14 protein-coding genes and 1 riboswitch are annotated in these 13,549 nt (G+C 69.4%); of the genes, 6 read left to right on the plus strand and 8 right to left on the minus strand.

The annotated features are described in order from the left end of the window. Positions 1-15: 15 nt before the first annotated feature. Together ACIBX3_RS43550 and ACIBX3_RS43555 are read left to right on the plus strand one after the other, a co-directional pair. Positions 16-2,034: a HelD family protein gene (locus ACIBX3_RS43550; RefSeq protein WP_397126486.1), complete on the plus strand. Its 2,019-nt coding sequence runs from the start codon at positions 16-18 to the stop codon at positions 2,032-2,034. A 63-nt stretch (positions 2,035-2,097) separates the two neighbouring features. Continuing rightward, positions 2,098-2,628 carry a YbhB/YbcL family Raf kinase inhibitor-like protein gene (locus tag ACIBX3_RS43555; RefSeq protein ID WP_397126487.1) on the plus strand — a complete coding sequence of 177 codons (531 nt, stop codon included), beginning with the start codon at positions 2,098-2,100 and terminating at the stop codon, positions 2,626-2,628. Between the two features lie 226 nt (positions 2,629-2,854). On the opposite strand, the gene groL is transcribed toward ACIBX3_RS43555, so the two are convergent. The 5 genes from groL to ACIBX3_RS43580 all read right to left on the minus strand — a co-directional run bounded on the left by groL (position 2,855) and on the right by ACIBX3_RS43580 (position 7,579). After that, positions 2,855-4,480: a chaperonin GroEL gene (gene groL, locus ACIBX3_RS43560; RefSeq protein ID WP_397126488.1), complete on the minus strand. Its 1,626-nt coding sequence runs from the start codon at positions 4,478-4,480 to the stop codon at positions 2,855-2,857. Between the two features lie 331 nt (positions 4,481-4,811). Further along, the gene (locus ACIBX3_RS43565) at positions 4,812-5,012 is read right to left on the minus strand and encodes a cold-shock protein (RefSeq protein ID WP_090947280.1); all 201 of its coding nucleotides are present in this window, start codon (positions 5,010-5,012) and stop codon (positions 4,812-4,814) included. Between the two features lie 243 nt (positions 5,013-5,255). Beyond that, positions 5,256-5,531, minus strand: coding sequence for a MoaD/ThiS family protein (locus tag ACIBX3_RS43570; protein WP_132331077.1), 276 nt, complete (start codon positions 5,529-5,531; stop codon positions 5,256-5,258). A 23-nt stretch (positions 5,532-5,554) separates the two neighbouring features. Beyond that, entirely contained in the window at positions 5,555-6,790 is a 1,236-nt protein-coding gene (gene thrC, locus ACIBX3_RS43575) for a threonine synthase (protein ID WP_397126489.1), read from the minus strand. A gap of 13 nt (positions 6,791-6,803) precedes the next feature. After that, positions 6,804-6,945: riboswitch (SAM riboswitch) on the minus strand. 79 nt (positions 6,946-7,024) lie between these two features. Further along, complete coding sequence (locus ACIBX3_RS43580) at positions 7,025-7,579, minus strand: RNA polymerase sigma factor (protein ID WP_188197597.1); 555 nt, start codon at positions 7,577-7,579, stop codon at positions 7,025-7,027. 31 nt (positions 7,580-7,610) lie between these two features. Here ACIBX3_RS43580 and ACIBX3_RS43585 point away from each other — a divergent pair, with 31 nt between their 5' ends. Further along, positions 7,611-9,035: a trehalose-6-phosphate synthase gene (locus ACIBX3_RS43585; protein WP_397126490.1), complete on the plus strand. Its 1,425-nt coding sequence runs from the start codon at positions 7,611-7,613 to the stop codon at positions 9,033-9,035. A 4-nt stretch (positions 9,036-9,039) separates the two neighbouring features. On the opposite strand, the gene ACIBX3_RS43590 is transcribed toward ACIBX3_RS43585, so the two are convergent. From ACIBX3_RS43590 to ACIBX3_RS43600, 3 genes are read right to left on the minus strand one after another with little or no spacing between them, the layout of a single operon-like run. Beyond that, positions 9,040-9,621, minus strand: coding sequence for a hypothetical protein (locus ACIBX3_RS43590; RefSeq protein WP_397126491.1), 582 nt, complete (start codon positions 9,619-9,621; stop codon positions 9,040-9,042). Between the two features lie 35 nt (positions 9,622-9,656). Beyond that, positions 9,657-10,427, minus strand: coding sequence for a trehalose-phosphatase (gene otsB / locus ACIBX3_RS43595; protein ID WP_397126492.1), 771 nt, complete (start codon positions 10,425-10,427; stop codon positions 9,657-9,659). Between the two features lie 39 nt (positions 10,428-10,466). Next, complete coding sequence (locus ACIBX3_RS43600) at positions 10,467-10,766, minus strand: DUF3263 domain-containing protein (RefSeq protein ID WP_397126493.1); 300 nt, start codon at positions 10,764-10,766, stop codon at positions 10,467-10,469. A gap of 118 nt (positions 10,767-10,884) precedes the next feature. Here ACIBX3_RS43600 and ACIBX3_RS43605 point away from each other — a divergent pair, with 118 nt between their 5' ends. The 3 genes from ACIBX3_RS43605 to ACIBX3_RS43615 all read left to right on the plus strand — a co-directional run bounded on the left by ACIBX3_RS43605 (position 10,885) and on the right by ACIBX3_RS43615 (position 13,540). Beyond that, entirely contained in the window at positions 10,885-11,691 is an 807-nt protein-coding gene (locus tag ACIBX3_RS43605; RefSeq protein WP_397126494.1) for an S-adenosyl-l-methionine hydroxide adenosyltransferase family protein, read from the plus strand. Positions 11,692-11,915: 224 nt separating this feature from the next. After that, entirely contained in the window at positions 11,916-12,413 is a 498-nt protein-coding gene (locus ACIBX3_RS43610; RefSeq protein WP_397126495.1) for a hypothetical protein, read from the plus strand. Beyond that, entirely contained in the window at positions 12,410-13,540 is a 1,131-nt protein-coding gene (locus ACIBX3_RS43615; protein ID WP_397126496.1) for a S8 family serine peptidase, read from the plus strand. The genes ACIBX3_RS43610 and ACIBX3_RS43615 overlap by 4 nt, the downstream gene beginning before the upstream one ends. Positions 13,541-13,549 lie beyond the last annotated feature (9 nt).

Consider the following 13,549-nt stretch of genomic DNA (forward strand, 5'->3'; position numbering starts at 1 on the left):
GGGAGGCGCTTTCGCATGCCCTCATACCAGTTGGCCCCCGACATACCCGCCGACGTCCTCGCCGCCGAACAGGCCCACCTGGCCGAATCCAGGGCCGCTCTGGCCGCCATGCGCGCCCACGCCCAGTCCCTGTCGGCGGACGCGGCCGGCGATTGGGTGTCCCAGCAGATCCTCCAATCCCTCCTCGACCAGCGGGTGGCCGCCCTGGCCGACCACCCGGACACGCCGCTGTTCTTCGGCCGCCTCGACCGCGAGCGAAGCGGTCGCGACCATGAGCAGGCCGATTTGCCCGGCACGATCTACGTCGGCCGCCGTCACGTGCACGACGGCCACAGCAAGCCTCTGGTGATCGATTGGCGCGCGCCGGTGTCCCGCGCGTTCTACCAGGCGAGCCCCGCCGACCCGATGGGCGTCGTACGCCGCCGCCGCTTCGGCTACCACGGCGGTGCGCTCACCGCGTACGAGGACGAGCCCCTCGGCGAAGGCGTCGAGATCGGCCCGTCGAAGATCCTCACCGAGGAGATCGAGCGCCCGCGCACCGGTCCCATGCGCGACATCGTCGCCACGATCCAGCCGGACCAGGACGAGATCGTCCGTGCCACGCTCGCCCAGACGGTGTGCGTGCAGGGCGCCCCGGGCACCGGGAAGACGGCCGTGGGCCTGCACCGGGCGGCATACCTGCTGTTCACCCATCGTGAGCGGCTCGCCAGGTCCGGCGTGATGATCGTCGGCCCCAACCGGGCGTTCTTGTCCTACATCTCCTCGGTGCTGCCCGCGCTCGGCGAGGTCAAGGTCGACCAGACCACTGTGGCGGGGCTGCTCGGCGACCACGCGGCCGCTGAGGACCCGATGGTGGCGGCGGTCAAGGGCGACGCGAGGATGGCGGCGGTACTGGAACGCGCGCTCTGGCTGCACATCGTGAAGCCGGAGGAGGGCCTGGTGTTCACCAAGGGCGCCTACCGGCACCGGGTGGCGGACTATGAGGTACGCGAGATCGTGGCCTCCCTGCGCGGCACCACCCGCTACCTGCCCGGCCGGGCCGCGCTGGCGCAGCGGCTGGCCCACCTGGTGCTCGTACGCATGGAGCAGCGCGGCGAGTCCCCCGACGACCGGGTGCAGGACGCCGTGGCCCGCTCGAAGCCGGTCAAGCAGATCGTGGACACGGTCTGGCCCAAGCTGACACCGGAGCAGGTGCTGTATCGCCTCCTCTCAGACCCGGAATTTCTCGCAAAAGCCTCTAAATCCGATTTGTCGCCTGACGAGCAGGAAATGCTTATATGGCGGAAACCGTACCGGAGCTGGAAGTCCGCCAAATGGTCCGCCGCGGACGCCGCGCTCCTGGACGAGCTCCGCGACCTGATGGAACGCACCCCGTCACTGGGTCACCTGGTGGTCGACGAGGCCCAGGACCTCTCCGAGATGCAGCTGCGGGCGCTCGGCCGCCGCTGCCGCAACGGCTCGGCCACCGTCCTGGGCGACCTGGCCCAGGGCACGACGCCGTGGTCGACCAGCTCCTGGGAGTCGGTGCTCGAGCACCTGGGTCAGGGCGAGGGCGAGGTGACGGAGCTGACGCTCGGCTTCCGCGTGCCGAGGGAGGTCCTCGACTACGCGGCCCGCCTGCTCCCGTCGATCGCCCCTGGCCTGGCCGCCCCGCGCTCTCTGCGCCCCGGCCTGGGCTCGCTCACCGTGCGCCCGGGCGGCTCGGTCGCGGAGGCCGCCCGGGAGGCCCTCGCCAAGGAGGGCTCGATCGGCCTGATCGCCCCGGACGCGATGGTCGGGGAGATCTCACGGTCCCTGGCCGGCCTCCCGCACGCCGTGCTCGACCCCGACTCCGCCGAGGAGCACCGCCTGCTGGTCGTCCCCGCGACCCTGGCCAAGGGTCTGGAGTACGACCACGTGATCGTCGTCGAGCCGGCGGACATCGTCGCGGCCGAGCCCCGGGGCCTGGCCAGGCTGTACGTGGTCCTGACCCGGGCGGTGACCTCCCTCACGGTCCTGCACGACAAGGCGCTGCCGACGCAACTGGCGGCCTGACGGGCGGCGGGCACGGCCGCTTCTAGGATGGCGAGCAGGAAAGCTCTCTACTAGGAGGTTGCCGTGCCAGCACCGCTGCCACATGAACACCTGCCGTCGGTTCCCGCGCTCGTGGTCGAGAGCGACGACATCCAGGACGGCGAGCGGCTGAGCGACCTGCATGTCTTCAACGACTGGGGCATGACGGGCCAGAACGTCTCACCCCACCTCCGCTGGTCCGGCGCGCCGGCCGGGACCCGCGGTTACGCCGTCACCTGCTTCGACCCCGATGCCCCCACGGGCAGCGGGTTCTGGCACTGGGTGCTGTTCGACCTGCCGGCCTCGGTGACCGAGCTGCCCACGGGCGCGGGCACCGCCCCGGACTTCAAGGGCCTGCCCGAGGGGGCTGTCCACGCCCGCAACGACTACGGCATCAAGGCCTACGGCGGCTCGGCTCCCCCGCCTGGAGATCCGCACCGCTACGTCTTCGCCGTCCACGCGCTGAGCGTGGACAAGCTGGGCGTGGACAGCGACGCCAGCCCGGCGGTGGTCGGCTTCAACATCACCGCCAACACCGTGGCCCGCGGTCACCTCGTCCCGCACTACGGCGTCTGACCGAGCATCTGATCCAGGCGGCCGTCGCGTCGAGGGCGGCCGCCGGGTTCACGACGGCCCTGGACATCGGCGCGAGCGCCGATCCTCTGCTTCTTTCGTGAGGTGTCACGCGTCCACATTTCCTCACTCCAAGTAGCAGACCAATTGTGAAACGTCATGGCAGAAAAACGAAAATAAGAGCGGCCCGGAAAACCCGGGCCGCTCTCTGTCTCGTCGCGAAAAAGACCTAGAAGTCCATGTCGCCGCCACCCGGCATGGCGGGCGCGGCGGGGGTCTTCTCGGGCTTCTCGGCGATGACGGCCTCGGTGGTGAGGAAGAGCGCCGCGATGGAAGCGGCGTTCTGCAGCGCGGAGCGCGTCACCTTGGCCGGGTCGATGATGCCCGACTCGAACATGTTGACGTACTCGCCCGTAGCGGCGTTCAGGCCCTCACCGGGGGTGAGGTTGCGCACGCGCTCCACCACGACGCCGCCCTCGAGACCGGCGTTGACCGCGATCTGCTTCAGCGGCTCCTCGAGCGCCTTCTTGACGATCGCGGCCCCCGTGGCCTCGTCGCCGTTGAGCTCGAGCTTGTCGAAGGCCTTGGCGCCGGCCTGCAGCAGCGCCACGCCACCACCGGGGACGATGCCCTCCTCGACGGCCGCCTTGGCGTTGCGGACGGCGTCCTCGATGCGGTGCTTGCGCTCCTTGAGCTCGACCTCGGTGGCCGCGCCGGCCTTGATGACGGCCACGCCGCCGGCCAGCTTGGCGAGGCGCTCCTGGAGCTTCTCACGGTCGTAGTCGGAGTCGGTGCGCTCGATCTCGGCGCGGATCTCGTTGACCCGGCCGGAGATCTGCTCGGCGTCACCGGCGCCGTCGACGATCGTGGTCTCGTCCTTGGTGACGACGACCTTGCGGGCCCGGCCCAGCAGGTCGAGGGTGGCGCTCTCGAGCTTGAGACCGACCTCCTCGGCGATGACGGCGCCACCGGTCAGGATGGCGATGTCGTTGAGCATGGCCTTGCGGCGGTCGCCGAAGCCCGGGGCCTTGACGGCCACGGAGCGGAACAGGCCGCGGATCTTGTTGACGACCAGGGTGGCCAGGGCCTCGCCCTCGACGTCCTCAGCGATGATCAGCAGCGGCTTGCCGGACTGCACGACCTTGTCGAGCAGCGGCAGCAGGTCCTTGTTGGCCGAGACCTTGCTGTTGACGATCAGGATGTACGGGTCCTCGAGCACGGCCTCCATGCGGTCCGAGTCGGTGACGAAGTACATCGACGTCATGCCCTTGTCGAAGCGCATGCCCTCGGTGAGCTCGAGCTCGAGGCCGAAGGTGTTGCTCTCCTCGACGGTGATGACGCCTTCCTTGCCGACCTTGTCCATCGCCTCGGCGATGAGCGCGCCGATCTCGGGGTCGGCGGCGGAGATGGAGGCGGTGGAGGCGATCTGCTCCTTGGTCTCCACATCCTTGGCCAGCTTGGAGAGCTCCTCGCTGACGCGCTCGACGGCGGCCTCGATGCCCTTCTTCAGGGCCATCGGGTTGGCGCCGGCGGCTACGTTGCGCAGGCCCTCGCGTACCAGCGCCTGGGCGAGCACGGTGGCGGTGGTGGTGCCGTCACCCGCGACGTCGTCCGTCTTCTTGGCGACTTCCTTGACCAGCTCAGCGCCGATCTTCTCCCACGGGTCCTCGAGCTCGATCTCCTTGGCGATGGAGACGCCGTCGTTGGTGATCGTGGGAGCGCCCCACTTCTTCTCCAGCACGACGTTGCGGCCCTTGGGGCCCAGGGTCACCTTGACGGCGTCAGCGAGCTGGTTCATACCGCGCTCGAGACCGCGCCGGGCGTCCTCGTCAAACGCGATCATCTTGGCTGCCATAAGGCTAGACCTCCCAGATACAGGGTGGCTTGTCCTGGACCGAGCCGACGCCCGCGACGGCACGAGCCTGCATCTCCGTTCGGCAGACCCCATCGTCTCGATCCGAGTTCGCTGGCACTCTGCCACACAGAGTGCCAACGAACTGTTTAGCACTCTACCCTGTCGAGTGCAAGCTAAGGACTCACCGCCCGGGGTTCCCGCCCAGGTCAGTCCGTCTGTACGGCGGGCCGCTCACCGCACGGCCCGCCGTAGATCGACGAAACGAGGCTGGCAGGACCGCACGGACTGCGCTGCCGCGCGATGCCTACCGGGTGCAGACCAGTGACGAGAATCAGACCGAGCGGACAGACTCCGCCTGTGGTCCCTTCTGGCCCTGCGTGATCTCGAACTCGACGCGCTGCCCCTGTTCGAGAGATCGGTACCCGTCCATCAGGATCGCCGAGTAATGGACGAATACATCCTTACCACCGTCTACCGCGATGAAGCCGTAGCCCTTGTCCGCGTTGAACCACTTGACGGTGCCCTGCGCCACTTCCGACTCCTCTTACTGGGCTCACGGATCTCGCCCATTCCACCGCGAGACCCGTAATCGCATGACTTAAGGAAAAATCAAGCCAGACGATCGCCCTCGACCATACCTGTGGCACGGGGTTTGGCAACAGAGTCAATCCGCAAACGACGCATTTCTTCGCAGAGAAGGTCGTTCAATGTTGAATTAGGAGGAAAAGGAGAAGGCGCCCACTGGGGGCGCCTTCAAGGATGTGATCTATCGCACTCAGCCGCCGGCGACTGCCGGGATGATGGAGATCTGAGTGCCTTCCGGGGCGGGAGTGTCGAGGCCCTGAGCAAATCGGACGTCCTCTTCCCCAACGTAAACGTTGACGAAACGTCGAATCTTGCCCGATTCATCGAGAATTCTCGCGCCGATCCCCGGGTAGTCGGAGTCGAGCTTGGCGAGCACGTCACGAAGAGTCGCGCCCTCGCCACTCACTTCCGCGTTCCCCCCGGTGTACGTGCGGAGGATGGTGGGAATCCGCACCGAAACGCTCATGGTTATCTCGCCTTTCCTGATTGTCAGACAGCCGCGCGGAACGCGTCGAGAGAGGGCCGGATCACGGCCGTGGGCTTGGCATCGTCGCCGGTGATGGCGTCGAGCGTCTTGAGCCCGTCGCCGGTGTTGAGCACCACGGTCTCGGCCTCGGGGTCGAGCGACCCCGTTTCGACGAGCTTCTTGAGCACGCCCACGGTAACCCCGCCCGCGGTCTCGGCGAAGATACCCTCCGTCGAGGCCAGGAGCTTGATCGCGGCCACGATCTCGGGGTCGGTGACGTCCTCGACGGCCCCTCCGGTGCGCCGGGCGATGTCCAGCACGTACGGCCCGTCAGCGGGGTTGCCGATGGCCAGCGACTTGGCGATGGTGTCCGGCTTGACCGGCTGGACCACGTCGTGCCCAGCCTTGTACGCCGCCGACACCGGCGAGCAGCCGGCCGCCTGCGCCCCGAAGATCTTGTACGGCGTGTCCTCGACCAGCCCCAGCGCCACCAGCTCCTTGAAGCCCTTGTCGATCTTCGTGAGCTGCGAGCCGGAGGCGATCGGGATGATGATCTGCTGCGGCAGCCGCCAGCCGAGCTGCTCGGCGATCTCGTACGCGAGCGTCTTGGAGCCCTCGGCGTAGTACGGCCGCAGGTTGACGTTGACGAACCCCCACTTGTCGCCCAGCGGGTCGCCGATCAGCTCCGAGCAGAACCTGTTGACCTCGTCGTAGGTCCCGTCGATCCCGATCAGCTTGCCGCCGAACACCCGGGCCATGGCGATCTTGGCTGCTTCGAGGTTGGAGGGGATGAACACGCAGGCGTCGAGCCCGGCCCGCGCCGCGGCCGCCGTCACCGCGCCCGCGAGGTTGCCCGTGGAGGAGCAGGAAAGTGTGTGGAAACCGAAGTTGCGCGCCGCCTCGACGGCGATGGCGACCACCCGGTCCTTGAAGGAGTGGGTGGGATTGCCCGAGTCGTCCTTCACGTACAGGGACTTGATGCCGAGCGCCCGCCCGAGGTTGCCCGCCTTGACCAGCTTGGTCCAGCCCGGGTTCATGTTGGGCTTGCTCGCCACGTCGACCGGCACGGGCAGCAGCGAGCGGTAGCGCCAGATGTTGGCGGGACCGGACTCGATGTCCGCGCGGGTGACGGTGCCGAAGTCATAGGCCGCCTCGAGCGGCCCGAAACACTCCAGGCAGGCGAAGCTCGGGCCGAGGGGGTAGCGCGTGCCGCACTCGCGGCAGGAGAGAGAGGTAGCAGGACCAAAGTCGAGCGACATGAAGCGAGGCCTTCCCTCATCTTCGCCCGCGGCCACCTTGACCGCGAACCGGAATTGGCACCTTGTCCCGGTCGGCCTCGCCAGGTCGCGAGTCACAAGCCGGGAGGGTTGCCGGGGCTTCGCAGGGCCGGTCCCTCCACCCCTCTGGATGAGCAATATGCAGTTGTTGAAATGGACTCTACCCGCTCAAGGAGGCTCGATTACCACCCGTCTCAAAGTATGAGACGGATGGTCTCAGCGATAATCCTCTCCGAGCACACCCTGCACGTATTTGCGCGCCTGGTGAATGCGGGATTTGGCGGTCCCCAGGGGGATGCCGAGCTGCTCGGCCACCTCGTTGTAGTCGAGCTGGACGATGTCGCGCAGCACCAGCGCCTGCGCCAGGTCGGGCTTGTCGGCCTCCAGCGCCTCCATCGCGTCGAGCAGGTCGAGGCGGGAGCCCGCGATCACGCTGACCCGCCGCACGTCCGGCTTCTGCATGGGCAGCTCGTCGGAGGTCTGCTCGGCCGCCCTGCGCTTCAGCGACCGGTACGTGGTCCGCGCGCAGTTTGCCGTGACGATGTGCAGCCAGGTGCTGAACCTGGCCCGCCCCTCGAAACGCCCGATGTTGCGGGCCACGGCCAGCAGAGTGTCCTGGGACGCCTCCTCGGCGTCCTGGTGGTAGGGCAGGATCCGGGCGCAGTGACGCATCACATCGGGCTCGATCCTGGCCAATAGCTCGCCGAGCGCGCGATGATCTCCGGCTGCGGCGGATCGGGCGAGTTCCTCGGTTAGCTCATCTAGCGCCATAGCTGGGATCCTATGATCGAAGGGAGACTCGATGAACAGCGTCCTGGTGGCCTCGAACAGAGGGCCTGTCTCCTTCACCGTCTCCGACGACGGCGAGCTGACCATGAAACGTGGCGGAGGCGGCCTGGTGTCCGGGCTGTCCGGCGTGGCCAAGAAGGACGGCGTCCTGTGGGTTTGCGCGGCGCTGTCCGACGACGACCGCAGCGCCGTGCGCCTGTCCCCGGGCGGCCGGATCGACCACGCCGGCTACGACACCGGGCCGTTGCGGATGCTCGACATCCCCGCCGCCACGTTCCACCGCGCCTACAACGCCGTGGCCAACTCCACGCTGTGGTTCGTCAACCACCTGCTCTATGACATCCCCAACTCGCCCAAGTTCGGCACCAGGTTCGAGCGTGAGTGGGAGTCCTATCGTGACTACAACGGGGCGTTCGCGCTGGCGCTGGCCGAGGAGGCCGGGCACGGCGCGCGCGTGATGGTGCAGGACTACCACCTGACGCTCACACCGGCGATGCTCCGGGCCGAGCGGCCGGACCTGCGCATCGCGCACTTCAGCCACACCCCGTGGGCGCCACCCGAATACTTCTCCCTGCTGCCCGACGAGGTGGCCCGCGAGGTCCTGGAGGGCATCCTGGGGGCCGATCACGCCGGGTTCCTGACGGGAAGGTGGGCGGGGGCGTTCATGGACTGCTGCGAGGCGCTGCTCGGCGCCGAGGTCGACCGCGTGGCCCGCAGCATCACCCACGCGGGCCGGACGACCCGGATCGGCGTGCACAGCCTCGGCGTGGACGGCGCGGCGCTGTGGGAGCGAGCCTGCGAGCCCGACGTCGAGTCGCACATGGCCGCGATCAAGGAGCAGGTCGGCGACCGCAAGCTCATCGTCCGCATCGACCGCACCGAGCTGTCGAAGAACATCGTGCGCGGTCTGGTGGCGTACGGCGAGTTCCTGGAGGCGCATCCCGAGTGGCACGGGCGGGTGGTGCATCTGGCCTTCGCCTATCCGAGCCGGCACGACCTGCCCGAATACCGCGAATACACCGCCTCGGTGCAGCGCTGCGCGCAGGCGATCGAGGACCAGTTCGCCACCGAGGACTGGGACCCGCTCATTCTCAACGTCAACGACGACTACCCGCGCTCGCTGGCCGCGTACCGGATGGCCGACGTGCTGCTGGTCAACCCCATCCGCGACGGGATGAACCTGGTGGCCAAGGAGGGCCCGGTGCTGTCGCCGCGCTGCGCGCTGGTGCTCTCGCGCGAGGCGGGCGCGGCGGCAGAGCTGGGCCCGCACGCGATCGTGGTCAACCCCTACGACATCAACGGCACGGCCGCGGCCCTGCACCAGGCGCTGATCATGCCCGAGGACGAGCGCAGGGCGCGCCGCGACAAGCTCTGCGCCGCGGCCACCGCCCTGCCGCCGCAGAAGTGGCTCGCGGCCCAGCTCGACGCTTTGGCGTGAGCGCTCACTTCCAGTCGGCGTACTTGAGCGCGACGGACAGCCCCGGTGTGTTCCACTGGTCCACGACCAGGACCTTCGTCTTCGGGAGATACCACTCGCGCTGGACGTAGCGGGACTTCACCTTGCCGTTCGTGTAGCTGACGCAGCGGAAGTTCCACTCGCGATAGGCGGCCTTGTGGCCGGGGCCGACCTGGCGCAGGCCCTTGACCTTGGCCGGGCCCATGGCCTGGCCCCACTTACGGTTGTGCGGGCAGAGCTGCACGTCGGTCGCCGGATAGAAGGGCTCCGCCCCGGTGTAGGGGCTGAAGAGCTCATTGCCGTGCTTGATGGCCTTCGGGCCGAGCACCCAGAAGCTGTCGCACTCATCGGGAGCGCCAAACCCCTGGGTGGGCTTGCCGCACTTACCGGTCACCACGCGGATCCAGTCGGTGCCGACCCGGTAGACCTTCCACTCGATCGGCAGGTAGAGCGTCAGGCCGCCTCTGAGCTTGAGCGGCTGGGCCGGAGCGGCGGCGGAGGCGGGGAGGGACACGGACAGCACGGTGGCAGCGGCCACGGATGCGACGGCAAGGTAACGCTTGTACATGCGCCCGACACTAGGGATCGCGACTTGCAAACCACTCATGAACGGCTGAACGCCGACGCGAGCTCCTCCAGCAGCGCCACCACCCCGTCCGGGCCGTCCACCACGATGTCGGCGCGCTCGGCCAAGGCGGTCACCTCGGCGGACCCGCTGCACACGGTCACGCCGGGCAACCCGGAGGCGCGTACGGCGTCGAACGCGGCCAGATCGCCCAGATCGTCGCCGACGAACATGACCGACCTGGCGGCCCGCTCGGCCAGGAACAGGCTGAGCGCGTGCCCTTTGTCCATGCCGGGCGGCCGCAGCTCCAGCACGAAACGGCCCGGCTCGACCGCCAGCCCGTGCTTGTCCGCCAGCCGCGCCAAGGGCTCGCGCAGCGCGTCCAGCGCACCCTCGGGGTCGGCGGCGCGCCTGGTGTGGACCGCGACCGCGCGGCCCTTGTCCTCGATCGTGACGCCCTGCAACCCGAGCGAGCCGAGCAGCAGTTGCAGCTCCGCCTCGGCCTGGGGCACGCCGGGATGGGGCGGCGGGGCGGAGATCCGGCCGTTCTCCCAGCGCTCGAAGCCGTAGTGCCCCAGCACGACCAGCCCGGGCACGTCGGCGAGCCCCGGCCCGAGCTCCAGCGCGGTGGCGGGCGGCCGGCCGGTCACGATGGCCACCGCCAGGACGTGGGCGCCCAGTTCGGCGAGGACCGCGGACGCCTTCGGGTGGATCACGGCGGCGGCGGGATCGGGCACGATGGGCGACAGTGTCCCGTCGAAGTCGAGTCCGATCACGGCGCCCGCCGGATCCTTCAAGATCGCTTCCATTCCAGGGATGTTCCTCACGCGGCAGCCGTACCCAGCGGCTCAGGGGCGCATGCCAAGCCTTCTGGCCGCGCGGTCGCGCTGGCGGGTGGAGCGCAACCTGCGGAGCCGCTTGACCAGCATGGGGTCCTGCTCGAGCGCCTCCGGCCTGTCGATCAACTCGCCGAGCAACTGGTAGTAGCGCGTGGCGGAGAGCCCGAAGGTCTCCTTGATGGCCTGCTCCTTCGCGCCCGCGTAGCGCCACCATTGGCGTTCGAAGGCGAGGAGCTCGAGATCACGTTCCGAGAGCGGTTGGCGGGACGGTTCCTGGGCAGCATTGTCACCGCTGAGCGGTGCTCCCATGGTGTCCTCCTCGAAAGGGGCGTGCGACGATCTCGTCACACGCACGCGGCCCGTGGCCAATCGTAATGTGCGAAGTGCGGCTGTTCACGGCGGATTGGGAGACGTACAGTCACGAAATGTGACCTCAGTAATCACACTCCTCACCGACTATGGGCTCGAAGACGGCTATGTGGCGGCCTGTCATGGAGTGATTGCCGGGATCGCCCCGCAGGCCCGGGTGATCGACGTGTGTCACCTGATCCCGTCCGGGGACGTACGACGCGGCGCGGCGGTCCTCGCCCAGACCATCCCCTATCTCCCGCCGGGCATCCACATCGGCGCGGTCGATCCCGGTGCCGGGGGCGCCAGGCGCGCGGTCGCGGTCGAGGCGGGCGGCCGGGTGTTCATCGGCCCGGACAACGGGCTGTTGTCGTGGGCCGTGCACGCCAGTGGCGGCGCGCGGGCCGCGTACGAGCTCTGCGACGACAAGCACTTCCTGAGGCCGGTCTCGCCGACCTTCCCAGGGAGGGACGTGTTCTCGCCGGTCGCGGCGCGACTGTACGGCGGGTTGCGGCTCGCGGAGCTGGGACCCGAGGTGCCGGTGGAGCGGCTTGTCACGCTGCCCGAGCCGACGTCGCTGCTGCGCGAGGGGTCGGTCGAAGGCGAGGTCGTCTCGGTCGACCGCTACGGCAACACCCAGCTGTCGATCGCGGCCGGAGACCTGCAGACGCTGGGCGTGCGGGTGGGTGACACGCTCGGGGTGTGGCTGGGGCGGCGGCAGTTGTCGCTGCCGTACCGGGAGACGTACGCGGCGGTGCCGCCGGGCGAGCTGGTCGCGTTCGCGGACTCGGCGGGGCTGATCGCGATCGCGGTCAACTCCGGTGACGCGGCGCAGCGGCTGGGGCTCCCACCCGGAGCGCATGTCCGACTTTCGCCTACTCCGTAGCACAAACGCCGCAGATCGGAATTACTCCGCGTATCGGTCTGTTTACTGAAGCGTCGGATTGAATCAGCGCTCGCGTGTCAGAATGCGGTGACCGAACGGGGACGTCCCCCCTTCCCGCTCGGGTTTCCCCGGCTCGAGGTCCCCCTCTCGAGGTTGACGTGTACCACCTGTCCGTTGTGTTGCTCTCCCTAGTGTCCACTCTCTGGCCCACGCCGGAGCCGCCCGTGTCAGAGCGCTGGCACGCGTGGCCCGTGGCGCGGGTCTTCCCCGGCGCGGTGGCCGGCGTCAGCCCGTCGGGGGCGCGGGTCACGTACGTGCTGGCCGGGGTCGCGCCCCAGGCGCCCTGCCGGGCGGCGTTCCAGCCCGCGGCGGTGCGGCTGGGGTGCCGTACCGCGTTGCGGGCCACCTACACCGACAACACCCAGACGTACGTCGCCACCGTGGGGATCGCGGTGCTGGACCGGGCGACGCACCGGCGCTGCGACGACGGGCGGCCCGCCACCGTACGGCCCGTGGCGTTTCCCGGCGGGCCGGCCGAGCGGTTCGGCGAGCGGCAGTACGTCACCGGGGTGCTGATCGGGGCCGGTGAGCGCTATCTGGTGGCGACGGCCGCCGGGTACGCGGACGGCAGGGCGTACCGTCCTGGCGACCGCGGCGTGCCCCGGCTGCGCGACGCCGCATGGCAACTGGCGACGGCGCTGCACTGGGCGCTGACCCGATGAACAGGCTCATGGCCCCCGCCCTGATCGCGGTCCTCGTGCTCGGAGTCGCCGCGCCGAGCGCCTCCGACGACGTGGGCGAGGCCGCGCGGGCCGGGCAGTGGCAGGTGGAGACGATGCGGCTGCCCGAGGCATGGCGGGCCAGCAGAGGCGCGGGCGTGGTGGTCGCCGTGCTCGACACCGGCGTGAACGGCCACCACCCCGATCTGGAGGGCGCCGTGACCCAGGGCCCTGACCTGACCGGGGCCGGCCGCAGCGCGGGCCTCTGGGGGCGGCACGGGACCGCCATGGCCAGCCTGATCGCCGGGCGCGGCCACGGCGGTGGCGGCGTGATCGGCGTGGCGCCGATGGCCGAGGTGCTGTCCATCAGGGTCACGCTGGAGAACGGCGACCCGCTGCGCGAGCAGCACCGCTCCGGCGGGCGCGACGCGCTGGCCAAGGGCATCCGGTACGCGGCCGACCACGGCGCCGACGTCATCAGCATGTCGCTGGGCGGCGGCAGCGGCGCGTGGGAGGGATCGGCGGCCGAGGAGGAGGCCGTCCAGTACGCGATCGGCAAGGGCGCAGTGCTGGTGGCCTCGTCGGGCAACGACGGCGATGCGGCCAACAGGAAGAACTTCCCGGCCGCCTATCCCGGGGTGATCGCTGTGGGAGCGGTGGACCGGCGGCTGGAGGTGGCGCGGTTCTCCAACCGTCAGGACTACCTGTCGGTGGTGGCGCCGGGGACGGAGATCGTCACGGCCGACGGCTACGACTCGTACGTGGTCGGCGACGGCACCAGTTCGGCGGCGGCCATGGTGGCGGGCATCGCGGCGCTGATCAAATCGGCGCATCCGGACATGTCGCCGTACCACGTGCGCTCGGCCATCGAGCTCGGCACCAGGCGGCGTCCCGCGGACGGCTACAGCCGCGCCTACGGGCACGGGGTGGCCGACGCGCTGCTGGCCCTGCGCGCGGCCGGCCGGCTGGGCCCGCCCGCGCCGCCGTCCCGGCCGGGGCCGCACTTCGGGCCGGGGCCGTCGCAAGACTCCAGGACGGCGGTGGTGGTGGGCATGCTGGCGCTGGTGGCGACGATGTCGGCCCAAGTGCTGATGACGCATCGCCGGCGGCACCGGAGGGATGCAACCTAACAAGCGCTT

It is taken from the genome of Nonomuraea sp. NPDC049480, from assembly GCF_044465905.1.
Classification (GTDB): domain Bacteria; phylum Actinomycetota; class Actinomycetes; order Streptosporangiales; family Streptosporangiaceae; genus Nonomuraea.

Bases quoted from the DNA above. Each gene is read 5' to 3' on its own strand.
- ACIBX3_RS43550 (WP_397126486.1), top strand. From the start codon at position 16: ATGCCCTCATACCAGTTGGCCCCCGACATACCCGCCGACGTCCTCGCC.
- groL (WP_397126488.1), bottom strand. From the start codon at position 4,480: ATGGCAGCCAAGATGATCGCGTTTGACGAGGACGCCCGGCGCGGTCTC.
- ACIBX3_RS43570 (WP_132331077.1), bottom strand. From the start codon at position 5,531: ATGAGCGTTTCGGTGCGGATTCCCACCATCCTCCGCACGTACACCGGG.
- thrC (WP_397126489.1), bottom strand. From the start codon at position 6,790: ATGTCGCTCGACTTTGGTCCTGCTACCTCTCTCTCCTGCCGCGAGTGC.
- ACIBX3_RS43580 (WP_188197597.1), bottom strand. From the start codon at position 7,579: ATGGCGCTAGATGAGCTAACCGAGGAACTCGCCCGATCCGCCGCAGCC.
- ACIBX3_RS43585 (WP_397126490.1), top strand. From the start codon at position 7,611: ATGAACAGCGTCCTGGTGGCCTCGAACAGAGGGCCTGTCTCCTTCACC.
- ACIBX3_RS43590 (WP_397126491.1), bottom strand. From the start codon at position 9,621: ATGTACAAGCGTTACCTTGCCGTCGCATCCGTGGCCGCTGCCACCGTG.
- otsB (WP_397126492.1), bottom strand. From the start codon at position 10,427: ATGGAAGCGATCTTGAAGGATCCGGCGGGCGCCGTGATCGGACTCGAC.
- ACIBX3_RS43600 (WP_397126493.1), bottom strand. From the start codon at position 10,766: ATGGGAGCACCGCTCAGCGGTGACAATGCTGCCCAGGAACCGTCCCGC.
- ACIBX3_RS43615 (WP_397126496.1), top strand. From the start codon at position 12,410: ATGAACAGGCTCATGGCCCCCGCCCTGATCGCGGTCCTCGTGCTCGGA.